Source organism: Candidatus Poriferisocius sp. (assembly GCF_965219815.1).
Taxonomy (GTDB): domain Bacteria; phylum Actinomycetota; class Acidimicrobiia; order Acidimicrobiales; family Bin134; genus Poriferisocius.
The window spans coordinates 3,660,791-3,685,844 of record NZ_OZ244791.1; the positions used below are offsets into that span (position 1 = coordinate 3,660,791).

Here is a 25,054-nt window from a genome sequence, read left to right on the forward strand (position 1 = left end):
GATACCTCTTGGAGGCAGACATGTCCGACACCTCGAGCATGGCAGAAGGCACCGGAGCCAGCTACCCAGCACGATTGGATATCGACTACCCCGAAGCTGGCCTCAGCCGAGTGAAAACGCTATTCCGCATCATTCTGATCATCCCCATTGTGATCGTGCTCCTGCTAGTTTCCAGCAGTTCCAGCGGCTGGGGTAGCGGCGACTGGGAAAGCCTGTACGCCTTGTTTGGCGCCCTGTTCCTTCCCACTTTGCTGATGCTCCTGTTTCGCCGCAAGTACCCGCGGTGGTGGTTCGACTGGAACCTTGAACTCACGAGATTTGTAACCCGAATTACGGCCTACATGGGGCTGCTGCGAGAGGAATACCCCTCAACCGACGAGCAACAAGCCGTCCACCTAGACTTGGACTACCCTGACGCGTCCCGCGATCTGAAGCGTTGGATGCCTCTAGTCAAATGGTTCCTCGCTATCCCGCACCTCATCCTCCTGTTCTTCCTGTACATCGCAGCCTTCCTGAGCGTTGTGTTCGCGTGGTTCGCGATCATGTTTACCGGTCGCTACCCGCGCGGCCTCTTCGACTTCGTGGTCGGCGTAGAGCGCTGGCAACTGCGAGTCAACGCCTACGCGTTTCTGCTCATCACCGACCGCTATCCCCCGTTCTCGCTGCAATAACACGCATCAGCTGAGCATTCAGGGGTGCCTGCCCCCCTCAAGTCGATTGCAAGTCTCACGTTGGGAATCTTGTCGATTGTCCTTCCGAGATACTTGGTGTTGCGCTAGCATGTTGCCTGCCGCTTTGTAGGGGGTTCTTGTCCGAAAGACCGGATTCGAACCAGGGCATGCGGATTTCAAAGCTGGCATTGCGCTGATTTGGCGACAAGGCCTGATGAAATCTGAAGGAGCCTTAGTTGCGAATCCGTTTTCGCCCCTACTGGATCATTGTTGTTATTGCGCTGGTTGCGGTTGCAACGTCGTGCCTGCCGGTTGGAACGGCCTCAACCACTACGCACGCGTCCATCACTGCGTCTCCCACGGCCCAAGGCACCGGGGCCAATGATGCTGTTACCCCTTCGTCTATCGCCGGTTTGGCAGTGGCCGCGATCCGGGGGGCGTCCTCTGCACCTGAGGTTCAGGCCGATTTCAACCTCAAGCCCCCCGAAGTCGACCAGCCGACCGCGACACCGGCCCCCGTGGCGGTGGTCGAGCGCGTGTGGGTGGTGGCCGACGACGAGCAGGCCGCGACGCTGGCGGCCCAAGGCCACCAAATCGGCAACACGGTGATCGTGGCCACCGACGACCTCAGAGCCCTTTCCCCGCAGACCAGGCAAAAGATCCTGGACGCCTCGGAGGTGATAGTGGCTCCGGACCTCGGCGAGGACGCGCTATGGCAGTTGGAGGTCATCCGCCGGGACAAAGAGATTCCCGGGGGCGGCCTGCTTATGTTCGACTCGGGCATTAACCGCCGCTTGGTGGCCCTGTACGGCCACCCGGCGACATCAGCACTGGGCGTGCTGGGAGAACAGGGTCCCGAAGCGGGGGTTGAGCGCCTCCGATCCATTTCCCGGGGCTACGACGGCGACGGCTATGCGGTGTTGCCCACTTTTGAGATCATCGCCACCGTTGCGGCGGCCAGCGCCGGCAGCGACGGCGACTACTCGGCGGGGACCCTCAAAGACGACATCAGGCCTTGGATCGAGACTGCGGCCGCCAACGACATGTACGTGGTGCTGGACCTTCAGTCGGGGCGAAGCGACTTTCTGACGCAGGCGAAGATGTACGAGGAGTTCCTGCGCCTGCCCCATGTGGGATTAGCCCTCGATCCTGAGTGGAGGCTCAAGCCTCACGAGGTGCATCTGGAACAGATCGGCACAGTGGACGCGGCCGAGATCAATCAGGTGGTGGAATGGCTGGCCGGGATCGTCCGAGAAGAGGCCCTGCCACAGAAGCTGCTCGTCCTCCACCAATTCCGGTTCTCCATGATCACCGACCGCGAACTCATCGACACGCCCCCAGAGCTAGCGGTGCTGATCCACATGGACGGCCAGGGCCCTCTCAATCTCAAGTACAACACCTGGAACTTTCTGACCAACGAACCTGACGCCGACCAGTTCTATTGGGGCTGGAAGAACTTCTACGACGAAGACTCCCCCATGGCCACCCCGCAACAAGTCCTAGAACTCACCCCTAACTCAGTATTCGTGTCCTTCCAATAGGAGTTCAGGCGCTGAGGTCGATGCCATGAGCGTCGGTCATGGCGGTGAGGATGGTGCCGGGATCGCGGGCGTCGCCGATGACTTGGACGGTGAGGCCAGCAGCAATGAGGTCGGTGGAAAGGGGGTCGTGGGGGCGCTTGGCCACGGTGAGGGTGAGGTGGGCTTCGGGCGGGGGGTCGACTTTGGTTTGGATGTTGACGTTGAGGGCTTGAAGGCGCTCGAGGGCGGGTTGGACTACTAGGTCGAGCAGGGCGTTGGCGGCTACTCGGCGGCCGGGGGTGGTCACGGTTACGGCCAGGCCTCGGGTGGCTAGCCACTCAGCGAGGCCAAGGGCCTCGTAGCCGCCGAAGCGGTCGTCAACCACGGCGGTGGTTCCCTTGGGCATTGTGCTGATATCGGGGAGTTCGGCGCCGGTGGCGCCGGTGGCCACAACTACGAGGTGGGGGCGAGCAGCGGTGATTGCATCGACATCGGCGGCTTGGTTCAACCGCACATCAACGCCGAGCCGGGACAGCTCTCGCTCTTGCCAATCGCAGATGTCGCCCAGCAAGGCCCGGGTGGGTAGCTCTTGGGCTTGTCGGACCGCGCCGCCCAGGCAGTCGCGGGCCTCGAACAACACGACGGAATGACCCTGCTCGGCGGCCCGTCGGGCCGCTTCCATGCCACCGGGTCCGCCGCCTACAACCACAATCTGTAGGGGTTTGGTGCTCGGCTCCAAGCGTGGGAACTCCAGTTCGCGGCCTACTGCGGGGTTGACGGCACAGGAGAGGCGGCCCCGGTTGAGGCCGCCGACACAGCCATCGTTGCCGGCTATGCAGGGGCGAACTTCGGCCTCCCGGCCTTCGACGCTCTTGGCCACTAGATCGGGGTCGGCGATGTGGGCTCGGGTGAGACCCACCATGTCGGCCACCCCTTCGGCGATCAATTGGTCGGCCTCGGCCAGGGTGCGGAACCGGCCAGTGACGATGGCAGGCAGATCCACAGCAGCCACCACCGGAGCAGCGGCCTCCAACTCGTAACCGGGCGGCTCGTGCATCCCGCCCATGATCTTGTGGGGCCGAAGGCAGCTTCCGTAGGTGAGGTTCACGTAGTCGATGAGGCCGTCGTCGGCCAGCACCCTCACCAACCCAGCGCAATCGTGCTCGGTCACTCCCCCGTCACCCACGGCTTCTGATCCGATCCGCACGCCGAGCGGTATCTCGGCGCCGATCGCTGTCCGCACCGCGCCAACAACCTCGCGGGCCATGCGGATGCGGTTCTCCCACGAGCCGCCGTATTCGTCGATGCGCTGGTTGGTGGCCGACGACATGAACTGCTGGAGCAGGTAACCGTGGGCGATGTGGACCTCCACCCCGTGGACACCCCCCTCAACGCTCCACCGGGCGGCATAGGCGAAGGCATCGATGAGCTCGGCGATGTCGTCGGCGGTCATGGGCTTGGCCGGGCGGCGGATGCTGGGACCGGGAAACTCCGACGCCGACCACGGCGGATCGCCATCGGCGGTCACCCCCTCATAGCCGAGATGGCCGAGCTGCTGGAACACCGTCATGCCGTAAGGGGCCAGCCGGCTCATCAGCCGCCGGTAGTCGTCCACCACCGAGGCGTCGTGCAACCACAGCGTGCCCATGTCGGTGGGATGGACCGACGCCGCTTCCAAGATGGTCAGCCCGCACCCACCGGCGGCTCGGGCCTCGTGGTAGGCGATCAGCTCGTCGGTGATCCGCCCCTGGCCGATGTTGGTGCCGTGCGCGGTGCGCACCACCCGGTTCTTGATCTCCAGCCCATTGATCTCAACCGGCGCCAGTACGTGCTCGTAGCTCATTGCCTCACCTTGGAGAGCCCGTCAGGGAGCATGGCTGCCTGCGATTCGATGGTCAAGGGACTACGTCGCCTACCTGGCTGGCCCTGGCGAAGCAAGCGGCGGCCGAGGCGCTGCCCAGGGCCATCACCAACCAGGCCCAGGAATAGGTTCCTAGCCAGTCGACCAGTGCACCGAAGCTCACCGGGGTAGCCAGCGCGCCCATGTAGTAGCCGGTCATCGTGACGCCGGTGGCCCGGGCCACGGCGTGGGGAGCCCGGTCGACCACTGCGGCATGCATGATCCCGATGGCGGCCAGCTGGGCAACGAACCCGATTAGAAGGCCAATGGTGGCCACCACCAGTCCCAACGTCAGACCGCTCATCACTACCAGGTTGGCCGCGGTCAATATTGAACAGAGACCGACGATCAGCGGCACTCGGCGGGTTCGACCGAGATAGTCGGCCCGCAGGGCGGTCAGCGACATACAAACCGCGCCCAATCCGGCGGCTGCTCCGGCGATGGCGCCGGCCACCGGTTTGGACGTGCCCAGGCCCTCGTCCAAATACGGCACAGCCCAAGAAAACAGCGGCTGCGAGGAGCCGACGAGAAAGAAGGCCGACACCGCGAACCACCAGAAACCCCTGGGGAGGATGGATGCGCCGTCTCGCGTCCGATGCCGGGCGGCGCGGATGTCGGGAATGATGGCGGACGAAATGAGCACATTTGCCGCCGCAACGGTCCCGGCGATCATAAGGATGAGGTTCCAACTCCAGCGGTCGGAAGCCCATGGCACCAATACTGCGCTAATCAGGGCAATCATGGGCACCCCGGATGTTTTGGCTGACAGCGCCAGCGTGCGCCGGGTTTCGGGCACCGCTGCGGCCACCGCCTCATTGGTGGCTGCGTTGGCCAGGGCATAGCCGAAACCAGCGAACACTGCCGCCCCAACCAAGGCGGCGTAGCTGTCGAGGAGGGCGGCGGCCCACGCGGCCACCGCCACCATCAACTGATCGACGATTACCGCAGCACGGGTGCCGATTTTCTCGGTGATCCGTGCTCCGATAATCGATCCCAAACCAGTACAGCCGAAATGCAGGCTCACCAGCAGCCCGACCTGGGCCCGGGAAATGCCGAGGTCGTCGCGCACCGCGGCCACGAAATAGCCGGGGAAGAAGCCCAGGCTTGAACCGATGCCCAGTGCCAGCATGCTGGCCGCCACCACGGCTGGGCCTCGGCCGGCGTTTGCCTGTGAATTCATCTAGCTCGCCCGCCCAACACTCCAGGCGACGTTACTGGGCGGCATAAGTAGCCTCGTGGTTGGGGTCAAGTGACCTTGTGCCACCCCGGTACGCTCATTCAGTGGACTTGTCGCCACCCGCAGTGGGGAGAGCGGTCGCAGAGGTGATGGACGGGGCCAACCCTCACCCCCGAGTCGAACGGCTCAGCCGGGGGTTCTCTTGGTTGACGCTTGGGGTGGACGACGTAATCGTGCGGGTGGCCCCGCGGGGTGGTCCGCTCGACCCTTATGACCCGGAGGTGGAGGCGGCCAACCTGCGCCGGGTTGAGGGGGTAGTCCCCGCACCCCGAGTGTTGGCCGTGCAGCCCTACCTCGACAATCCCATCGGCCGGCCGTTCGGCGTCCACACCCGGATGCCGGGCCGGGTGCTGCGACTCGGGGACGTGACCGAGCGCCGCCCGGAGTACACCGCGGCTGCGGCTATGGCGTTGGGCCAGCTCCACAATCTGACGGCGCCGATGACGGTGGCCGAGGGCTATGACGCTGAGCTCGATCGCACCGAGGCTGTCTACCGGCGGGCTGCCCCCAACCGCCACCCCGAGTTCGAGGCTGCGTTGGCTTGGCTGGGGGCGAATCGACCCGACTGCAACGAGCCTGCGGTGTGGTGCCACGGCGACTTCCGGTTTGCCAATCTGAGCTGGACCGGACCAGGGGAACTAGGCGGAATCTTGGACTGGGAGCGGGCCTGGCCCGGCGATCCCATGTGCGACGTGGCCTTCACCCGCCGCTTCTCCGGCTGGTGCTCGATTGACGACTCGGCCTCCTACGGCCACCCGCTCGATCAGGAGCGGCTGGAATACGCCGCCCGATTCGAACGAGTCCGCTCCTTCACCGCATCAATGCGAGCCATACGCGCCTGGCTCGACGGCCGCTCCCACGACCCCCGCCTCCTAACCATCGGCCGCCGCGGTGAGGAGGCTATGCAGACAGAGCTGGCTTGGGCCGCGGACTAGCTAGCCCCGGCCCAGCACCATCACGTTGTGGTACTGGGCACCGGAGCCGGCGCCGGTGACTAGGGCGACTTGGGCGTTAGGGACTTGGCCGGGACCGGCGGTGCCTCGCAGCTGGCGTACAGCCTCGACGATCTTCAGGGTGGGACCGCCCCAGCCGATGTGGCTGTAGCTGAGCAGGCCGCCGTCGGTGTTGAGGGGGTGGCGGCCGTCGGTGCCGATGCCCGCCTCCCACAAGTACTCGGCACCCTCGCCCTCGGCGCACAGGCCCAGCATCTCGAACTGGCGCACCACCTCGTAGGTGTTGATGTCATAGAGCTCGAACACGTCCACGTCGCGCGGCCCGAGCCCGGCCAGCTCAAACGCCCGGCGGGCAGCGTCGGCCCCCAACCCCCACACCTCGTCGTAGCGGGGCGGGTTCACGTATTGCTGGCGGTGCCACTCCGATCCCCCGCCCAGGATGGCCACCGGCGCCTGGGCTAGATCCCGAGCCCGCTCGGCAGTGGTGATCACCATGGCCGCGGCCCCCTCGGTGGCCAGGCACAGGTCGAGCAACCGGAACGGCTCGGCCACCATCGGGGAGGCCAGAACGTCGGCGGCAGTGTAAGGACCCCGTCCGGCCATAACCGCCGCCGGGTTGGCCGACCCGGCGTTGCGGATGGCGGCGGCGATGGCGGCCACCCGCTCGGGGTCGGGGGCATAGCGGTGCCGGTATACCTGGGCCACCAGGGCGAACTGGGCCGCGGTGAGCGAACCCCAGCAGGCGATGAACTCGTTGTCGGGCCGGGTGTAGTCGGCCACCGCCGACCCGCCCATGACCCCGGCCTGTCCGCCGAACACCAGCGCTGTCTCGCACAAACCGGCGGCCACCGCGGCGGCGGCGTCCAGCGCGCCGGGAACTCCCTGGGGATAGGTGTCGCACACCCAGCGCAGTGGCTGGCCGAATACCTCGGCCCAGTCGGCGGAGCCGGGCTGGAACACGGTGCCTCCCGGTCCGGGCCAGCGCGCCGCCACTCCGTCGACATCGGCCACGCCCAGTCCGGCGTCGTCGAGGGCAGCCAGCGCAGTCCGAAGGGAGACCTCCGCCGAGGTGGTATCGAGCTGGCGGGCCATCTCGGTGGCCGCCACCCCGACGACGGCCACTCGGTGCAGCGGATGGGCGCCGCTCACACCCGCCGGCCCTCTCCCCAATAGCGGGCTCGCAATTCCTCCTTGGCGATCTTTCCCACCGCGTTCTTGGGCAGCGAGTCGGTGAACTCCACCCGCTCGGGGATCTTGATGGAGGTCAGCTCCGACTGGCGGCACCACAGTCGCAACTCTTGGTCGTTTGCCGACGCCTCCTGCTTGAGGGCGACCACGGCCACGATGGCCTCGCCCCACTCGGGGTCGGGCACGCCGATCACCGACGCCTCCAGCACGGCGGGATGGCGGTACAGCACGTTCTCGATCTCGGTGGGGGCGATGTTGAGCCCGCCTCGGATGATGAGGTTCTTCATGCGGTCGACGATGTAGATGAAGCCCTCCTCGTCGACCTCGGCCACATCGCCGCTGTGCATCCACCCGTCTCGCAATGCCTCGGCGGTGCGCTCGGGATCCCGAAAGTAGCCCTTCATCACATGGGGGCCGCCGAAGATCACCTCGCCCCGCTCCCCTACCGAGATGTCGCGGCCGTCGGGGTCCACCACCCGCACGTCCACCGCATACGACGGCTGCCCGCACGACGACAGCAGCTCGGGCCGCTCCTGCAAGCCCCGCACATGGTCTTCCTTGCGCAGGATGGTGCCGATGGAGGCGATCTCGGCCATGCCGTAGAGCTGGTTGAACACCGGGCCGAAGCGCTCCACCAACTCGGCCAGGCGGTCGGGGGAGATGGGCGACGAGCCGTAGCCCAACGTGCGCAAAGAACCCAAGCGGTGGTCGTCGGTCCGCTCCAAGCGATCGAGCAGGCGCATGAGCTGGGTGGGCACCAGAAACGAGTGGCTGACCCCGTGTTCCTCCACGAGGCGGGCGTAGCGCACCGGATCGAAGTTGCGGCTGTCGACAAACCCCTGGGCCGCGCCGATGATCAGGCACGGGAGGATGGTGATGTTCACGCTGGAGTTGTGGGGAATCTGGATGAGATAGCGGCTGTGGCGGTCGATCTCGTATTCCAGGCAGGCCACGGTGGCGTGCTGGAGCACACGGGCGTGGTCGAAGTACACCCCTTTGGGCCGCCCGGTGGTGCCGCTGGTGTACACGATGCAGAAATCGTCTTCCGAGCGCACCTGATGGAGGGTGGCCGGGGGTTCGGCCGAGGCGGCAGCGGCCAGGGTGTCCAAATCGCGATCGATGTCGATCACCGGCAAGTCGAATCCTTCGAGCTGGTCCCGGTGCTCGGTGTCGGTGATGGCGAGGGTCGGGTCGGCGTTGTCGAACACCTGCTCCAGTTCCACCGGGCCGAGGCGGAAGTTCAACCCCACATAGCAGCCGCCAGCTTTGGCGATGCCGCCAAGCACCTCCACCACCTCGGGGCGGTTGGCTACCAGCAGGGCTACCCGGTCGCCCTTGCCCAGGCCATGGGCTTCCAACAGGGCATTGGCGATGCGGTTGGTGCGCTCGTCGAGCTGGCGGTTGGTCAGCTCCCGCTCTCCGAAGATGGCGGGATCGCCAGGATGGCGGGCCGCGTTGCGGGCGAACGCCAAGCCGACGTTCACCGGGCCACCCCGTCAGGGGCAAACGCCGGAAGCCGATGCCCGTCGGGGCCGGTAACGAATTTCACGGTCACCGGCATGTCAATGGCCACCTGATCGGGTTCGCAGTCCACGATCCAAGTGAGCAGGTGCCACCCCTCCTCCACGTCCACATCGGCCATCACATAGGGGGCGGTGAACGCCGGGGTGGGGGGCCGATGCACGGTGGTGTGGCTGTACACCCGGCCCCGGCCACTGCTGGGCTGATAGTCCCAGTTGGTGCTCTGGCAGTAGGGGCAGGCCAACTGGGGAACGAAGAAGCTCTGCCCGCAGTCGTTGCACACCGGTCGAACCAACTCACCCCGGTTCACCGCGGCCCAGAATTCCCCGGTCAGCGGGCGCAGACTCCGGTCCTCAAGCTCGTCAGTGCGCCCGCCCATCAGTGATCTGCCTATCAGAACTGCGGCCTGCCCATCGGATCAGCAATCCGCCTATCAGAACACCACGGGGTATGTGCCCCACCAGACCCGGGCGATGTTGGGGTCTTGCTGAGGGGGATTGTCGGGGTCCCGCTGGGCACCGCGCACCAGCAGACCCCGCAAGATCAGCGCCACCGTTCCCAAAAGGATGGGGGCCCCGGTGTTCTCATCGGCAGGAACGCCGCCGTCGAGCTCCATGCCGATGCAGGCGTGACGTCCTCCGCCGAAGGTGTGACCCCACCGGGGCACGTCTTCGCGGATTGAGCGGAGCGGGTTGAAACTGTCGGCGTCGTCCCCGAACACCTCGGTGTCGCGGTTGGCCGACCACAGATCGAACACCACCGTGTCGCCCACCGCCATCTCGGTGCCGCTGCGCAGCGTGACCGGTTCGACGGCCTCCCGGCGGGCCACCGGGCTGGCCGGGTGCAGCCGCATGGACTCATGCACGCAGTGCTGGAGGAACACCGGATCTTCGATCATGCGGGCTCGGTCTTCGGGGTAATCGTCGAACCAGCCGAATGCGCCATGAACGGCGTGGGTGGTTGCTGCTCCCGTGGAGTGCATTCCGGCCAGCATGTAGAAGGCCACCTCTCGGCGAACCACATCTCGGGGCAGATCCAGGGAGTCCTGATTGCGGACCAGCACCGTGAGCACATCTTTGGGCAGGTCGTCCTCTTCGATCTCGCCCGCGCTGAACCGCTCGAAGAGCTCGGTGCGGCGGTCCAGCGACGGAGCGAAGAACTCCTTATCCCAGCCCTCCAGCGCCTCGGCCACCTCGGCTCTCAACTCCTCAGGGTCTCTCGTGCTGTGAACCGCAGTGGCGCCTTCGCTGAACTTGACTGCATAGGAGAACAGCCGATCGGTCTCTTCTGCCGTGCCCTCTGAGTAGTCCACGCCGGCGGCGGCCGCGGTGAGGTTGACCACGATCCTGCGGGCCAGGGGCACCACATCGCCCTTTCCCTCGGCCGCGGCCGGATCCAACTGCTTGTCCACTGCCAGCGGAAGCAGATCCCGCTCATAGTGCTCAAACGTCTCCCGGCGGAACAGCCGATTCTCCAACCGGCGACGACGGCGGTGATCGTCACCCCACAGAGTGAGCAGGGTGTCGGCCATGATCACCCCGGCCGCGTCATACAGCGCCTGCTTGAGGCCCTTTTGCCGGTAGGCGTCGCGCACCTCGTCGAACCGGGTGAGGGTGATCTCTGCCATTGCGGTTTCTCTCCTTGGGTCAGGTTGTGGGGGTCGGCTTCATTCCTCGACGCCGTCGATCGACGCAGGGCGGGGCATTCCGGCCAGCACGGTGGAAACCACGCCGCCGTCCACCACCAGATTGTGGCCGTTGACGTATTCGGCGTCGTCGGAGCACAGCCACATCACGGCTTTGGCAATGTCGTCGGCGGTGCCCAGCCGCCGGCTGGGGGTGCGGGCCGAGCGGGTGGCCCGCACTTCGGGGTCGGCCAAAACGGGGGCCGACATGCCGTCGTCGATGATGCCGGGAGCCACCGAGTTGACCCGGATGCCGGCCGAGCCCCATTCGATGGCCATCTGCCGGGTGAGCTGGATCACGGCGGCCTTGGTGGGGCTGTAGGCCCCCGAGTTGGGGCCGGGAGCGATGCCGTTGATGGAAGAGATGTTGACAATCGACCCCTTGCGGCCCTCTGAGATCATCCGTCGGGCCACGGCTCGACCGCACACGAACGGGCCGTTGAGGTTCACGTCCACCACCGCCCGCCAATCATCCTCCGAATGGTCGACCAGCGGGGTGAACCGCACAATGCCCGCGTTGTTCACCAGCGCATCGGGGGTGCCGAAGGCGTCCAGCGCGGCCTCAACTGCACTGGAGTCGGTGCTTGATGCCACCAGGGGAACCGCGTCGGGCAAAGTCTGGGCAATCTGATCGGCGGCGTCGGCGTTGATGTCCAGCACCCCCACCCGGTAGCCGCCCGCCGCCGCTTGGCGGGCAATCTCCGCTCCAATGCCGTGTCCGGCCCCGGTCACAATGATCGATTTCGTCACGAGCGCAAACCTTAGTGGTCCGCCTGCAAATCAGCGGAGGTGGTCGGCAACAGCAGTGGTCGAAGCTACTCCAGGAGGGTGCCGTCGTCGTCGAAGACCTGGATGGCTCGGGAAGGGCAATTCCGGGCGGCTCGGAGAAGCTGTTGATCGGTGAGGTTGCCCGAGGTGGGCAGAACGGTGGCCAATTCGTCGTCGTCAAAGGCAAATGCCGCGGGGTAGTCGGCCACGCATCGCCCCGAGCTCATGCACTCGTCCTGGTCGATCTCCACCCGATAGGCCATGGCATGACCCTAGCCATCTCCTGACCCTGATGGTCTGACGGCTGCCCAGTAAGGTCGCAAGTCGATGAAGCCAATCGACGGCATGTCTGTGTTGATCACCGGGGGCGGTTCGGGCATCGGCGCGGGAGCGGCGGGGCACTTGGCTGGCCGAGGGGCGCGGGTGACCATCACCGGCCGTCGTCAGGACAGGGTGGAAGCGGTGGCGGCTGGGGTGGGAGACCGGTGTCGGGCGGTGGCTGGAGACGTAACCGAGGCAGGCGACCGCACCGCCATGATCGAGGCCGCGGTGGACCACGGCGGCGGTTTGGACGCCCTGATCAGCAATGCAGCCAATATGTACCGGGGTCCGGTGGACGAACTGGACGAGCAAGCCCTGCTCGATGTGTTCCATACCAATGTGGTCGCGGGGATGATGCTGGTGGGCGAGGCGCTCCCCCATTTGCGGGAGCGCCAGGGATGCGTCCTGTTCGTGGGGTCGGTACACACCCAACGGGCCTTTCCCGGCGTGGCCCCTTACGCCGCCACCAAGGGAGCGCTGGAGGCGCTCACTGGAGTGCTTGCTGCCGAACTAGGTCCCCAAGGCGTGCGGGTGGGCTGCGTGCGGCCCGGTGCCGTGTTCACCGAGATCAACCAGCGAGCGGGGCTGATGGGCGACGAGGAGGCCAAGGCCCGGCTGGAAGGGCTGGGGCCGGCTCATGCCTTGGGCCGCATCGGCACCGTTGCCGAGATCGCCGAGGCGTTCGAGTACCTGATCGGGGCCGAATGGGCCACCGGCTCGGTGTTGACGGTGGACGGCGGGCTGAGCCTCGGCGTTACCAATGCTTAGCGAGCGCCGATCAGCGCTTGGGGGCTGAACCCATGCGTGACCCGCTCACCACGGTCAAAGAGCACCTAGACGCTGTCCACACCGGCGACCCGGAGGCCATGGCTGCCGACTACGCCCCCGATGCAGTGCTGGTGCGGGACGTGGTCTATCAGGGCAAAGGCGCTATCGCTGACTACTTCACCACCGTGCCCGAGCGTCTGGGCGACGGCCGGGTGGAGTTCGCCGAGCCCCGACTGGAAGGGGCATTGGTGGCGGTGGCCTGGACGCTGAGGGGCGGCCCCGGCGAAGGGACCTCGGGCACGGATCGCTTTGAAGTTACCGATGGCATGATCGTGCACCAGACGGTGACCCTCGACGGCGGGGATTTCTAACGCTGATGTTCGACGAGACCTACGACGTGGTGGTGGTGGGATTCGGCGCGGCGGGCACTGCCGCGGCCATCACCGCCAGCGATGCCGGCGCTTCGGTGGTGCTGGTGGAGAAGAGCCCCGAGCACCGCCACACCCCGTCTACCCGGATGTCGGGCGGCATGGTGATGACGGTGACCGACGTTGAGGCCGGAGCCCGTTATCTGGATGTCTGCGCGTCGGGCATGGTGCCCTTCGACGTGACTCGCGCCTGGGCCGAGCGGGCTGCGGGTCTTTCGAAGTGGTTTGAGGACGTGATCGGCGGTTTGGACATGGTGGCTTCGGCCGGGGCCGAACATCCCGGTTTCGAGGGAGCCGAGGCGATTGTGGCGGTGCAGCCCGGTGGGGTGGCCGAGCGGCTGGCCGCCGCGGCCGGAGCCGGTCCCCGGTTCTTCGATGGACTGGCTGACGCCGTGGCTCGACGGGACATCCCCATCTGGTGGGAGACCGCCGCGTCTCGTCTGATTCAAGATGCCGATGGCCGGGTGACCGGGCTGACCGCTAGCCGCAACGGCCAGTCAATTGCTCTGGGTGCTCGTGGAGGCGTTGTGCTGGCCTGCGGCGGTTACGAGTTCGACGAAGATCTCAAGCGAGACCACCTGCGGGTTTATCCCGCGCACTTCTACGGCAACCCCAACAACACCGGCGATGGGGTGCGCATGGCGGCCGGGGTCGGGGCCTCCATGTGGCACATGAATCAGATGATCGGCCGGGCCATCGGTCACTTCGACCACGACGGGCAGCCGCTGAACTTCATCATCGGCATCGATCCTCCTGGCTATGTGATCTGCGACCAGGCCGGGAACCGGTTCGCCAACGAGCACAATCAGGCGCTGCTGCGCCACGACTTCTACTACGACCTGCTGGCCTACGACCCGGCCACCAACACCTACCCCCGGGTGCCCTGCTATTGGTTCTTCGACGAGTCCCGACGTCAGGCCGGGCCGCTCACCTACACCCACTTCGGCGCGGTAGCCGTGGGACTCTACGACTGGAGCGACGACAACACCGCCGAGATCGAGCAGGGTTGGATCGCCCCGGGGTCCACCATCGCCGAGGCGGCTGTGGCCGCAGGCATGACCGAGGACGCCGCCCGGCAGGCGGCCGCCACCGTGGAGGCCTACAACCAGCGGTGCCGCAATGGCGAGCCCGACCCGTGGGGACGTCCGCCCGACACCATGATCCCCGTATCCGAGCCCCCCTACTACTGCGTGGTGCTGTGGCCCGGAGGATCCAATACCACCGGCGGACCGCGTCGGGACCGTCACGGCCGCATCCTGGACGCGTTCGGCGACCCGATTGCCGGCCTGTACGGGGCCGGGGAGCTCGGCCAGGCTTCCGGTTTGCTCTACCCCAGCGACGGATCAAACCTGTCCGAAGCTCTGTGCTTCGGCCAGATCGCCATCGAACACGCCCTCAGCCGCTAAGGGTCCACGACTTAGCTTGGTCGGCCAATTGCTTGATTCGCTGATGAGAGACACCAAGAACTTGACCAGCCTCCCGCATCGTCAAGTTGGCGCCCAATAGAGCAGCGGCTGCATCACACCGAGCCCTAGACGCAGCAGTCCGAGCCTCGACTTCAGTAGCTGTGGCTTGCCGAGCCCTATCGAGCACGGCTTCAAGCTCGCCCGGCATTGAGACTTCGACATCGACCTTAACTTCGTTCATATCCACTTCGAGGAGATCGGCTATAAGACGACGGGCGATTTTCGGAACTCTGTTCAGCCGGCGAGCCTGGCTCACGCCGACAACGCTTGCTGGAAGCCCCGTTGTCACCTCGATTACCCACCAGTCACCGGAACGGGTCGCTTTAACCGCATAAACACTCTCAGTCATGCGTCCTCTCCTCTTCGGCCTACCAAGTGTTCGGTCAATTTTCTCATGATTGCCTGGGCTGTCCCCTCAGCGATCTCACGGTGCCTAGGAATCGGGAAAGTAAGCCCCTCACACTCCCAGATCTCGTGCTTACCCTGGCGCATCGGTCTTGCTGAGGCCCCATACCGGCCGGCCAACTCCTTGATCTGCGCCACAAGCTCTCTTCGCTTCGGCATCTCGCTCCCTCGCTGCGAATCCAAATGGTACGGGGAAGCAAATCACGAATTTAGTCTAGTGCAGGTTTACAGATTTTCAACCCACATTGGAAACGGTTTCGATAGCTGCTATCCGCTGTTGGCGACAGCCTGACCGGCGATGCGGCCCAGGGTTAGGGCGGCGGTGACCTTCACTCCACCGAGGCTGATGGCGGGGCTGGCTCCGCCTACAGGTTCGCCGATTAGCGGTCGGTGGCCGCGGGGAAGTCGGCGCCGGCCAGCCAATTCAGGAAGTCTTGACGGCGGTTTGCGTCCACCAGTTCCACTCGCAGGCCGGTGGTCGGGAGCCAGTGGTACGTAAAGCCCAGTGGACGCCCGTCGGAAGCCTCATAGGAGGCCAGGGGCTCATAGCCAGCGTCGGCCAGGCGCTGAGCGTCGGCCAGCAAGTCGTGACTCCAGTAGCCCAGGTGGTGTACGCCGCCGGCGGTTGCCGGATCCCACACGGTGCCCGGCGTGCCGGTGATGAGCTCGATGTGGGGCGGCCCGGCAATGGAATAGGTGAACTGGAACTCGGCCAGCACCACCCCGTTGGGCTGGCGAACCATGAACTCCCGGTTCTGGACTGGGCCCCATTCAAATCCGTGGATGGCGGTCCACTCGGCCATAGCCGCATCGAGATCGGTGACCACGACGCCGAAATGGTAGAAGTCGTCAAGGGGCACCAGCCCCGTCAGCGGTTGAGATGTTGAATCAGGCATTTCCGTGCCACCCTCCATCGGTGAATAGAACTTCGCCAGTTATGTAAGACGCTTTGTCGCTGAGCAGAAACGAGATGACTTCGGCGATCTCGGCAGGCTCGGCCACCCGCCCCATCGGCACCCGGGCATCCAGCCAGGCCGCCTGCTCGGGGTCGCCGAGCCGCTCTGCGGTCATGGGGGTCCGTACCGGCCCCGGCGCTACCGCGTTGACCCGCACTCCCAGCGGCGCAGCCTCTATGGCGGCCGCCCGGGTCAGCGCCGACACCGCCCCTTTGGAGGCCACGTAGTGGGCCTGATCGGGCACCGCGATCTCGGCGTTCACCGAAGACACGTTGACGATGGCCCCCGCAGTGCCGGGCTGGTGGCGGCGCAATAACCCCCGAATGCCCAGCCAGGTGCCCACCAAGTTGACCTGCAAATGGCGTTCAAAGTCATCCAACTCAGTATCGACAATCGAACTGCGACTGCGGATGCCAGCACAGTTCACCAATCCGGCCAGCGGCCCTACGTCGTTCAAAACCCGATCCCAGGCAACTTCGTCGGTCACGTCCAGTGAGACCACGTCGGCCGCAGCGGACACATCGGCAGCCACCACATCACATCCGCTCGCCGCCAACACCCGGCAGGTCTCCGCACCGATTCCCGACGCGCCGCCGGTCACCAGCACCAGACCCGGCATCAGCGTTTAGTGGCCCAAATAGGACCGCACCAGATCGTGGGAGGCCCGAAGCTCCGATGACGGCCCGCTGATGTCGTTGTTGCCGGTGCGCAGCACGTAGGTGCGGTCGGAAACCTCCAACACCCCGGCGTTCTGCTCCACCAGCAGGAAGGTGGTGCCACCCTCGTCCCGCAGGTCCACCACCAACTCAAAAAGCTGGTCCACCAGATTGGGGGCCAGGCCGAACGACAACTCGTCGATCATCAGCAGCTTGGGCCGAGTGATCATGGCCCGGGCCAGAGCCAGCATTTGCTGCTGTCCGCCGGACAGCGAAGAGGCCTGCTCGCCAATCTTCTCGGCCAGCGCGGGCAGCAGGCCTAAGAGGCGGTCGCGGTCGCGGCGAATTGCCGCCGCGCCGTCCGAGCGCAGCCCGAGACCCAACTCCAGGTTCTCCCTCACCGACAGGTTCTGGAAAATGCCCCGCCCCTCGGGCAGATGTCCGAGCCCTCGCATGGCCCGGCGCTCGATGGCCAGGCTGCCCAAGTTCTCCCCGTCGAGCACCACCGATCCCGACCAGGTGTCGAGCACGCCGGAGATGGCCCGCAGCAGGGTGGTCTTGCCCGCCCCGTTGGCTCCCAACACCGACACGATCTCGCCCTCTTCCACCGACAGCGAGACGCCGTGCAACACCTCGAGGCGGCCGTAGCCCGAAACTAGATCATTGATCTCGAGCAGCATCAGGACGACTCCCCCTTCTCGGGGCCGTCGTCTTCGGTCCACACCTCTTCCAGTGTGCCCTCTTCTTCGACGTGGTCGATGTGATGATGCTCCGACAGCGGCCCCTCCACCTCGTGGATTTCCCCGCCATCCTCGGCCTCGAAACCGTGACCCAAATAGGCCTCGATGACCGCGGGATCAGTGGTCACGTGCTCGGGGCTGCCCTCAGAGATGATCTCGCCAAAGTGCAGAACGCTGATCTTGGGGCAAAGACTGGTCACCAGTTGCAGATCGTGCTCGATGATGATCACGCACAGGTCGCGCTCAGCCTGGAGCTGGCGCAATCCCCGCAGCAGCACCGTCACGTCGTCGGCGCCCAGACCAGCGGCGGGCTCATCAAGCAACACCACAGTAGGATCGGCCACCAAGGCCCGGGCCACCTCCACCAGCTTCTGCGAACCCAGCGACAGCGCCCCGGCCTCTTCGTGGGCCACATCAGCCAATTCGAACCGGTCGAGCATGCTCATGCAGACCTGCCGGGCCTCGGTTTCCTCCCGTCGCTGCGGCGGCCAGAGCAACAGCTCGGCCAGATGCCCCCAGCGGAACAGGTGATGCCGACCCAACAGCGTGTTTTCCATCACAGTGGCGTCGAGGATGAGACGGGGAGCCTGGAACGTTCGCCCGATTCCCTCTTTCACCCGCTGGGTGCGAGACATGTGCAACACATCCTCGCCATGCAGGCGAATTGCGCCCTTGCTGCTGCGGACGTAGCCGGAGATCACATTGAACACCGTGGTCTTGCCCGCTCCGTTGGGTCCGATCAGCCCGTTGAAGCCTGGCGTGAATTGAAGATCTACCCCACGCAGCACATGGTTTCCGCCGAAAGCAACATGCAGGTCGTCGACGGCCAGCGATGCGGCAGCATCGGTGGTGGTGCCCGGTGCAGAGGTATCGACGACGCTCATAGCGAGAAGTCCATTAACGTCTCCAGTCTTCGCTGGAGGTCTTTGGCCCATCGACTGTCACGGATTCGCTTCGGCAAAGCAGCAAAGCCGTTGGGAAGGATGAGCACGGCCAGCATGAGAGTGATACCCAAGATCAAAAACAGCAGCTTCTGGGTGTCTTGCAGCTTTTGACGCAGGAACACAAAGAACAATGCGCCAATCAACGGTCCCCACTTATGACTCAGCCCTCCCACGATCAGCACCACCAGCAAGAACACCAGCATCCGGGTCCTGAAGGCGGAGGGGTTCGCAAACGAGCTGTTCTGAGCCCACATGGCCCCGGCTAGCGCGGCAGCAAACGCAGAGATCCCAAAGGCCAGCAACTTGTAGTAGGTGGAAGAGATACCCAATGGGCCGGTAGCAATATCGATGTCTCGCACTGCTTTCAACGTCCGGCCAAGCCTGCGGTTGGTGAGCACGACGTATGCGATCATCGTTATGAACAGCGCACCCAACGACAGCATGTAGACGCTAAGAATGCGGTCGAGTCCTGGGACTCGGAACTGAGGAACCTGCTTTCCGGTGCCTCCGTTGGTCTTCAGGCCGTCCCACACCTTCTCGTCTAGACGGATGATGGTGACGATCAGCTCTCCAAGGGCCAATGTGGCGATAGCCAAAAAGAACCCCTTGAGCCGCGCCGCGGGAAAGCCCACAATGAAGCCGATGATGGCGGCCGCGATGCACACCACCGGCAGAGCCACGAAGAATGGCCAGTCGTATCCGGCCAGAGCCTCTCTGGCCTCGCTAGGCGCCGACAAAACCGCAGTGCCATAGGCTCCCATGGCGAACAACCCGGCTACTGCCAAACCGAGAGTTCCCGAATAGCCCACCAGAAGGTTGAAACCCACCGCGGCGACTGCGAATGCGAAAACGAAGGCGAGGTTGCCTCGACCGAAGTTATTGCCGCTGTCGAAAATGTCGGTCCAGCCCAAGATGGGCATCCAGGGCAAAAGAGCCAAGAAGACGAAAACCGCGAAGGTTGTGACCCATTCGGGCACGACCTTCCTCAGAGAACTCTTCGGGGCATAGAGCGAAGGCAGCGTCTGATCAGACATCAGCTACACCTCCCGGGTCCGGGCGGTTCGGCTGAATCCTCCTGGTGCCACCAAGAGGACCACCACCACGACCAACAGGGCGATAGTGGGCTGCAAACTGGTGCTGATCTGTCCACCGGCCAAAGCCTCGCCCACTCCGATGAGCAGGCCGCCAGCGAAAGTGCCGCCCAACGAGGTGAACCCGCCGAGTACTGCGGCGATGAACCCCTTGAGGATCAAGCCCTCCGCGCTGCCCAACTCCAGCACCGTGGAACTGGTGTTGAGGATCATGGCCGCCCCGGCAACGAAAGTCCCGATTGCCCAGGCAATAAGCGATACCCGTCCGGCGTTGATGCCCAGCAGCCGGGCGGTGTGGCCGTCCTCGGCAATGGCCCGCATCCGCACGCCCCATTTGGACCAGAAGAACAGTGCCATTCCAATGGCTATGGCGATGCCCACTGCAATGGTGATGACCTGGTCCCAGCCGATTCGGGTGCTGCCCAAATCGAAGGTCTCGCCTGACCAGGGGGCGTCGAAGCGCTTGGGGGTTGACCCCCAGAGGTTCTCGATCATGGACCCCAGCGCAAAATTCAACCCGATGGTCAACAGGAGCAATGGGAAGTGATCCACCTTGGATAGTGGCTTCACCCAATAGCGAATCATCAGGTAGGTGAGCGCGACGGTAATGACGGCCAAGATCGTCGCAACCCACAGAGGGAAGCCCTCATCAGTAACCGGGAACCAGTCAAAAAACGTGGGCAAGCCCTCTTTGTTGAGAAAGCGCACGCTGGCATATCCCAATCCAACGGCGGCACAAACGGCTAAAGGCTGATTGGACAACCCCGTCAGGGGACGAACCAGCAAGAACTGAGTTACAGCCCCGAACACGGCGGCAAAGCCCAAGGCCAGCACTATGGCCAGCCAGAACGGCCAACCGACTCCGCCCAGCGCAGGATCGCCGGACAGGAACCAGGCCATGAACGCGGCCACTAGCCCCATCTCGGCCATGGCGAAGTTGGGCACATCGGTGGACTTCATGATGACCACGATGGCCAAGCCGATGAGGGCGTAGCTCGACCCGGACTCCAGTCCGGCCACGATCTGCTGGAGGAGTTGGTCCACCCGCTGTGCTCCTAAGGTCAGATGGTCCGGGACCGGCACTCACCGGTCCCGGACCAGCTAGTGAATCAGCTCGCGGGCGGGAGGAACTCCCGAACCTGAGTCCACGACATGGTCTCAGCGTCGTACTCCGCGATTCCCGCACCCGAGGCACAGCCGTGGCCACCGGGGAGCGGACCACAGGCCAGCACCGGCATCGCCGGAATCAGGATGGGATCGTCTCCCATAGCTTCGGCAGTGGCGTGGAAGTTCTCGTAGGAGTAGTCGCCGTCCAGCCGGTCCCACAGCTCGAAGAATGCCCGAGTGATGGAATAGGTCTGAAGGCTGAAGTTGGGGGCCAAGCTCCCTGCGCCGGGACCGTCGTAGGCCTCCCACATCGCAAGCCAGTGCTGCACGAACTCCATGTCGGAATCGGGCAGCGCTCCCTGAAGGCCACCCAAGTAGCCGTCAGCCGCTTCGGGTACGGCGAGCCCAACCGTGGTCTGGCCACCAGCACCGGCGGAACCCTGGTCGGAGCAAACCAGTGGATCGAACCCAGCCTCATGGAACTGGTCGAGCACCAAACCGTTCTGGGTTCCGTCGAGTGCGGTGAGCACCGCATCGGCACCCGAGTCGATAACCGAGAGCACCGCCGGGGCCACCGCGTCGGAGAGCACCTCGACCTCTTCCTTGGCCACGATCTCCATGCCGTGAACCGGAGCCTGCATGTCGATGGCGTTGAACGCCTCTTCACCCAGCTCGTTGTCCTGGCCGATGGCGGCCACCTTGGTGGCACCCTGCTCGGCGAAGTAGTCGATGCAGATGCGGCCCTGCTCGGTGCGGGTCGGGTTGGTGAGGTACACCTCTTGGATGTCCTGGTCGGCAGGCGACACCGGGCCCCACAGCGGGGTGCCAGCGGCTTCGATATCGGGGTAAGTAGAGGGGATGGCCTGCGAACCCGCAGTTCCTACGAAACCCCACACGTCGTCTTGCTCGATCATCTTGCGGACGTTGGTAACCATCTGCTCGATCTCGAAGCGGTCGTCCTCCCAGACCAGCTCGAAGGTGCAGCCGTCGATGCCGCCGTTGGCGTTGATCTCGTCAACAGCAATGATGATGCCGGCAATCAGACCCTCGCCAGCAACAGCGGCCCGGCCGGTGAACGGCTGGGAGCTACCGATGGTGATTACGCCATTCTCCTTGTCCACGCCTCGCATATCGCCATCAGTGGCCCAGCCGCAACCGTCGTCCGGGGAAGGGGCAGGCGCTTCGGTTGCTACCGGCTCAGGAGCCTCAGTGGCCGCCGGGGCGGGCGCCTCGGTGGCTGCTGGAGCCGGGGCGGCGTCGCCGCCGTCATCGTCGTTGCCGCATGCCGCGACAACAAGGGCGAATGCAAAGAGCAGCGCCAGAACTTTCAAGAGCTTGGACATGGATTCCCCTCCACTTGGTAGGACGTGCACTGATCGGACGTACACAAGTTCGTGACTCTAACAGAGAATGTTCTGTGACAAAATGCCGGAGATGGCAGAAATCACCGTGACCACGTTCGCTGAAGCCCGAGAGTGCTACCGGAATAAGAACCTTCGCCAAGCGCTGTACGACGCCGGCGAGGTGATCATGAGCGACGTGGTGGTGAACCTCCACGGCGATGAGCACCGGGACCGTCGCCGGCTGGAGAACCGACTTTTTCGCCGAGACACGTTCATGTTGTACGAGCAGGACCTGTTCCCGCCCATCATTGAGTCGACGCTGGCCCCCCACTTGACCGAGGGCAAAGCTGAATTGGTCAAGCTCGGCCACCAGCTCATGATGAACCTGGCCGCCTTCACCGCCGGGGTGGACCGGCCCCAGGGCACCCCGGAGGAGACTTTCCGGCTCTACGACTATCTGACCAAGTTCATCGAGGGGGCCACTCTGGCCCACTACACCGGCGACAAGGAGGCCAAAGTTGTCGAGATCGAGGCCGCTCTGGAGGCGTTCGACGCGGAGTTCCTCACCCCGGGCATGGACCGGCGCCAGGCGCTGCTCGACCAGCTAGAGGCAGGAGAGATCGACGCCGACGAGCTGCCCAAGGACGTGCTGATGGTGCTGATGCACAACCAGGACCGCCTCGAGCTAAGCCATGAAACCATCCGGCGAGAGATCGCCTTCTACATGCTGGCTGGAGCCCACACCTCGGCCACCGCCTTCAACCGGGTAGTACACAATATCTTCGGCTGGCTGGCCGATCACCCTGAAGACGAGAACCGGGTGCGAGACGACCGTTTGTTCATGCAGCGCTGCACCCACGAGACCATCCGCCTCCAGCCCTCCAGCCATACCGGCATGCGCTGGGCATTGACCGACATCGATTTGTCCAGCGGCGTCCACATCGCCAAAGGCGACCGGGTCACGCTCGATCTCCTGTCGGTGAACCGGGATACATCAGTGTTCGGCGATGACGCAGCCGACTTCAACCCCGACCGCACACTGCCCGACGGCGTGTCTCCTTGGGGGCTGAGCTTTGGTCAGGGCATGCACGCCTGCATCGGCCAAGACTTGGCCGCCGGAGTCACGTTCATGGACAGCGATGACGTGGACGCCCATCTGTTCGGCCTGGTCCCAGCAGCCGTGCAGACCCTCTTCGACCACGGCTGCCGCCCCGACCCCGAAGACCCGCCCGAAATGGACGCCTCCACCACACGCCCCTACTTCGGCCGCTACCCGATACTATTCACAAGCTGACCAGCGGCTGGTGTGCCGCCGGGGCAGGAAGCCTCACAAGAGGCGAAACGAGCGGCCCTGTAGGAATCGGAGCGGACATCGGCACCAAGCCGAAACCCGCCCACCAGAACCCCTCACCCACCCCGGCAGCACACCACCCGCCACAACATCAAGCCATCTGATGCAGAACAACAGACGGCCACCCATCAACCTTCTTGCTCATTGACAACGTTTGATGAGTTCTCGCCTCCCTCAATCGCTGAATTCATTTGCTTTATTTTGATGCAATGAAGGGCTTTTTTTAAGTCCTTCGAGTCAAATAGACTAAGTACTACAACCCACCATATAGTGTATCCTATTTTGGTTGGAACATCAGTGCTCCCAAACGGCCACTCATCCAACATAGCCAAGATATATAGCACAATTGAAAGAATTCCTAGCAAGTTAAAGAAAAATTTAATTACTATCTTTGTGGTCTTCTTGGTTGAGGTACATAAATCGCCACTCATACGGCACCCTTGCTTATATTACATGGTCTATTTGACAACTTTACGGCACTTCTTTGCAGTAAGAGACAGTAGCATTCCTCACGCTCTTGATCTTTCCAACAGTTTCAGTAGCCGATACGCTGACATTAGTAGCAGTCCAATCTCTTATATCATTGCCTCGATTCTTTGGTTGATCAAAAATACAGTTATCCTTACCATTGATTTGTGCATACGGTGCGGTACCTTCATAGTATACCCAAATCACATATGTCTCTAGAGCGATTCCTGCCCCTGATCTTAGTAAAATTTTTGCGGCAATCTTCTTAGCTCCCTGCTTTTTGATCTTGCCCCAAAGCAATCTCAGGGAAAACGTTCTTCCCACTATTCCTGCTTCATCGTCTGGTACGTTTGCGTCTACTACCTTTGCTGCGGTCTCGTCGAAGCTGGATTCGTCGAGCCTGACGGTAATGTACTCGTTCCATACTTCGTCACAGGTTTGGGTGGTTACCCCTGTGAATTCATCTGATTCTGAATTGCAAGAGCGACTCACCTGGTTGAGAATGTAATCCGCGCCCTCAAAGTAGAGCAACGATGCCGCCGAGGGCGACAGTACGCGAGGAGATCCATCAACTGCCCCAAGCAAGATCAAGCCTTTCTGCCACCATGAGAGATTCTGTGGCACGTTGGGGCCACTGTAGTCTGGGGCAGCCAAAGGTGGGCAGACAACGTTCTTAGTTTGGGAGTAGACGGGGCCTCCGTTGGCGTTTTTCGTCTGCACATGCACCTGGTATTCACTATTCGGAGAACCGATTGCGCCCCATTCCACACTCGTGTTGTTGCTGTCGTAAGCTTCATCATAGGATGCCACCTGCCCGTCAAGCAGATTCGCTGCCAAGATGATGGCTCCGGTGTACCCGGATGGGGCAGTCTGTGTGCCAGAAGGGTCATCCCAGCGAACTCTGATTATGCCTGCCCCTGAGCAGTCCGCGTTGACCCAGGTGTCGCTGATGGTGTCGCAATCGACAGAGGCGGTACCGCTTCTCCCGTTGTCGTTATAGGCCCACGCCCACAGCGTGTAATCTCCATCAACTCCCAGGTCCAACGAGACCCCGGAAATAGGAGCAGAACTGTTAGAAAAGTCATCCCCGGCGGTTGCATCAAGGGTGCTCACATTTGTATATCCCCTAATCACTGCCCCGTAGCGGTAGCCAAGCGCACCGGGAACTGTGTCCCACCGGAGAGTTATGCGGTTTTTGGATATGGCGGTGCATTCGACACCGCTGGGACTGTCGGGAAGCCCGCAGGTGACATCCACTGGGGCGCTGTAGGCCGAGGGGGTCGAATTGTTGACCGACCTGACCCGCACTTGGAACACTCCAGAATCGGGCAGGTCGGGCTCTCCTGAAGCGGGAATGGTGGCGGAAGTGCTGCCGGAGATACTCGCATTCCACCTGCTGTCGGCCGCAGCGGAGCCCCCAACGAAAATGCGGGGCTCATATGAACTGACTTCCCTCCCATTGAATTTCACCAAATTCCAAGAAATGCTCAGCGCGCCTGTCCGACACGAAGCCGTAACCCCGGTAGGGGCGGGCGGCGGAGCTGAGAATCCGCGGCACACGTTGGAAG

24 protein-coding genes are annotated in these 25,054 nt (G+C 63.7%); 7 read left to right on the forward strand and 17 right to left on the reverse strand.

Annotation, left to right across the window (positions count from 1 at the left end):
* Positions 1 to 20: 20 nt before the first annotated feature.
* Together ACOQPI_RS17520 and ACOQPI_RS17525 are read left to right on the forward strand one after the other, a co-directional pair.
* Entirely contained in the window at positions 21 to 671 is a 651-nt protein-coding gene (locus ACOQPI_RS17520; protein ID WP_420620887.1) for a DUF4389 domain-containing protein, read from the forward strand.
* Between the two features lie 419 nt (positions 672 to 1,090).
* Positions 1,091 to 2,212, forward strand: a complete 1,122-nt coding sequence (locus ACOQPI_RS17525) for a hypothetical protein (RefSeq protein ID WP_420620888.1) — start codon at positions 1,091 to 1,093, stop codon at positions 2,210 to 2,212.
* Between the two features lie 4 nt (positions 2,213 to 2,216).
* On the opposite strand, the gene ACOQPI_RS17530 is transcribed toward ACOQPI_RS17525, so the two are convergent.
* Together ACOQPI_RS17530 and ACOQPI_RS17535 are read right to left on the reverse strand one after the other, a co-directional pair.
* Positions 2,217 to 4,034: an FAD-dependent oxidoreductase gene (locus tag ACOQPI_RS17530; protein ID WP_420620889.1), complete on the reverse strand. Its 1,818-nt coding sequence runs from the start codon at positions 4,032 to 4,034 to the stop codon at positions 2,217 to 2,219.
* 52 nt (positions 4,035 to 4,086) lie between these two features.
* Positions 4,087 to 5,271 carry an MFS transporter gene (locus ACOQPI_RS17535; RefSeq protein WP_420620890.1) on the reverse strand — a complete coding sequence of 395 codons (1,185 nt, stop codon included), beginning with the start codon at positions 5,269 to 5,271 and terminating at the stop codon, positions 4,087 to 4,089.
* A gap of 101 nt (positions 5,272 to 5,372) precedes the next feature.
* Here ACOQPI_RS17535 and ACOQPI_RS17540 point away from each other — a divergent pair, with 101 nt between their 5' ends.
* Complete coding sequence (locus tag ACOQPI_RS17540) at positions 5,373 to 6,263, forward strand: phosphotransferase (RefSeq protein ID WP_420620891.1); 891 nt, start codon at positions 5,373 to 5,375, stop codon at positions 6,261 to 6,263.
* On the opposite strand, the gene ACOQPI_RS17545 is transcribed toward ACOQPI_RS17540, so the two are convergent.
* The 6 genes from ACOQPI_RS17545 to ACOQPI_RS17570 form a co-directional block, all read right to left on the reverse strand.
* Entirely contained in the window at positions 6,264 to 7,430 is a 1,167-nt protein-coding gene (locus tag ACOQPI_RS17545) for a thiolase family protein (RefSeq protein WP_420620892.1), read from the reverse strand.
* On the reverse strand, positions 7,427 to 8,953 hold the full coding sequence (locus ACOQPI_RS17550) for a class I adenylate-forming enzyme family protein (protein ID WP_420620893.1): 1,527 nt from the start codon (positions 8,951 to 8,953) through the stop codon (positions 7,427 to 7,429). Before ACOQPI_RS17550 ends, ACOQPI_RS17545 begins: the two co-directional genes overlap by 4 nt.
* Complete coding sequence (locus ACOQPI_RS17555; RefSeq protein ID WP_420620894.1) at positions 8,950 to 9,369, reverse strand: Zn-ribbon domain-containing OB-fold protein; 420 nt, start codon at positions 9,367 to 9,369, stop codon at positions 8,950 to 8,952. Before ACOQPI_RS17555 ends, ACOQPI_RS17550 begins: the two co-directional genes overlap by 4 nt.
* 54 nt (positions 9,370 to 9,423) lie before the next feature.
* Entirely contained in the window at positions 9,424 to 10,617 is a 1,194-nt protein-coding gene (locus ACOQPI_RS17560) for a cytochrome P450 (RefSeq protein ID WP_420620895.1), read from the reverse strand.
* Between the two features lie 39 nt (positions 10,618 to 10,656).
* Positions 10,657 to 11,424, reverse strand: coding sequence for an SDR family NAD(P)-dependent oxidoreductase (locus tag ACOQPI_RS17565; protein WP_420620896.1), 768 nt, complete (start codon positions 11,422 to 11,424; stop codon positions 10,657 to 10,659).
* Between the two features lie 65 nt (positions 11,425 to 11,489).
* Positions 11,490 to 11,705, reverse strand: a complete 216-nt coding sequence (locus tag ACOQPI_RS17570) for a ferredoxin (RefSeq protein WP_420620897.1) — start codon at positions 11,703 to 11,705, stop codon at positions 11,490 to 11,492.
* 64 nt (positions 11,706 to 11,769) lie between these two features.
* Between ACOQPI_RS17570 and ACOQPI_RS17575 the strand changes: the two genes are divergently transcribed.
* Genes ACOQPI_RS17575 through ACOQPI_RS17585 form a run of 3 tightly spaced genes read left to right on the forward strand, consistent with a single transcriptional unit; the run spans position 11,770 to position 14,365 of the window.
* Positions 11,770 to 12,531 carry an SDR family NAD(P)-dependent oxidoreductase gene (locus ACOQPI_RS17575; protein ID WP_420620898.1) on the forward strand — a complete coding sequence of 254 codons (762 nt, stop codon included), beginning with the start codon at positions 11,770 to 11,772 and terminating at the stop codon, positions 12,529 to 12,531.
* 32 nt (positions 12,532 to 12,563) lie between these two features.
* The gene (locus ACOQPI_RS17580; RefSeq protein ID WP_420620899.1) at positions 12,564 to 12,902 is read left to right on the forward strand and encodes a nuclear transport factor 2 family protein; all 339 of its coding nucleotides are present in this window, start codon (positions 12,564 to 12,566) and stop codon (positions 12,900 to 12,902) included.
* 5 nt (positions 12,903 to 12,907) lie between these two features.
* Positions 12,908 to 14,365: an FAD-dependent oxidoreductase gene (locus tag ACOQPI_RS17585; RefSeq protein ID WP_420620900.1), complete on the forward strand. Its 1,458-nt coding sequence runs from the start codon at positions 12,908 to 12,910 to the stop codon at positions 14,363 to 14,365.
* On the opposite strand, the gene ACOQPI_RS17590 is transcribed toward ACOQPI_RS17585, so the two are convergent.
* The 8 genes from ACOQPI_RS17590 to ACOQPI_RS17625 form a co-directional block, all read right to left on the reverse strand.
* Complete coding sequence (locus ACOQPI_RS17590; protein WP_420620901.1) at positions 14,355 to 14,774, reverse strand: hypothetical protein; 420 nt, start codon at positions 14,772 to 14,774, stop codon at positions 14,355 to 14,357. The two genes, ACOQPI_RS17585 and ACOQPI_RS17590, sit on opposite strands and share 11 nt — an antisense overlap.
* A 436-nt stretch (positions 14,775 to 15,210) precedes the next feature.
* Complete coding sequence (locus ACOQPI_RS17595; protein WP_420620902.1) at positions 15,211 to 15,726, reverse strand: VOC family protein; 516 nt, start codon at positions 15,724 to 15,726, stop codon at positions 15,211 to 15,213.
* On the reverse strand, positions 15,719 to 16,405 hold the full coding sequence (locus ACOQPI_RS17600; protein WP_420620903.1) for an SDR family NAD(P)-dependent oxidoreductase: 687 nt from the start codon (positions 16,403 to 16,405) through the stop codon (positions 15,719 to 15,721). Before ACOQPI_RS17600 ends, ACOQPI_RS17595 begins: the two co-directional genes overlap by 8 nt.
* A 6-nt stretch (positions 16,406 to 16,411) precedes the next feature.
* On the reverse strand, positions 16,412 to 17,122 hold the full coding sequence (locus ACOQPI_RS17605) for an ABC transporter ATP-binding protein (RefSeq protein WP_420620904.1): 711 nt from the start codon (positions 17,120 to 17,122) through the stop codon (positions 16,412 to 16,414).
* Complete coding sequence (locus ACOQPI_RS17610; protein WP_420620905.1) at positions 17,122 to 18,066, reverse strand: ABC transporter ATP-binding protein; 945 nt, start codon at positions 18,064 to 18,066, stop codon at positions 17,122 to 17,124. Before ACOQPI_RS17610 ends, ACOQPI_RS17605 begins: the two co-directional genes overlap by 1 nt.
* The gene (locus ACOQPI_RS17615; RefSeq protein ID WP_420620906.1) at positions 18,063 to 19,160 is read right to left on the reverse strand and encodes a branched-chain amino acid ABC transporter permease; all 1,098 of its coding nucleotides are present in this window, start codon (positions 19,158 to 19,160) and stop codon (positions 18,063 to 18,065) included. Before ACOQPI_RS17615 ends, ACOQPI_RS17610 begins: the two co-directional genes overlap by 4 nt.
* A 3-nt stretch (positions 19,161 to 19,163) precedes the next feature.
* Complete coding sequence (locus ACOQPI_RS17620) at positions 19,164 to 20,261, reverse strand: branched-chain amino acid ABC transporter permease (protein WP_420620907.1); 1,098 nt, start codon at positions 20,259 to 20,261, stop codon at positions 19,164 to 19,166.
* A 65-nt stretch (positions 20,262 to 20,326) separates the two neighbouring features.
* On the reverse strand, positions 20,327 to 21,667 hold the full coding sequence (locus ACOQPI_RS17625) for an ABC transporter substrate-binding protein (RefSeq protein ID WP_420620908.1): 1,341 nt from the start codon (positions 21,665 to 21,667) through the stop codon (positions 20,327 to 20,329).
* Between the two features lie 91 nt (positions 21,668 to 21,758).
* Between ACOQPI_RS17625 and ACOQPI_RS17630 the strand changes: the two genes are divergently transcribed.
* Complete coding sequence (locus ACOQPI_RS17630) at positions 21,759 to 22,961, forward strand: cytochrome P450 (protein WP_420620909.1); 1,203 nt, start codon at positions 21,759 to 21,761, stop codon at positions 22,959 to 22,961.
* Positions 22,962 to 23,489: 528 nt separating this feature from the next.
* Here ACOQPI_RS17630 and ACOQPI_RS17635 read toward each other — a convergent pair.
* On the reverse strand, positions 23,490 to 24,743 hold the full coding sequence (locus ACOQPI_RS17635; protein WP_420620910.1) for a fibronectin type III domain-containing protein: 1,254 nt from the start codon (positions 24,741 to 24,743) through the stop codon (positions 23,490 to 23,492).
* Positions 24,744 to 25,054 lie beyond the last annotated feature (311 nt).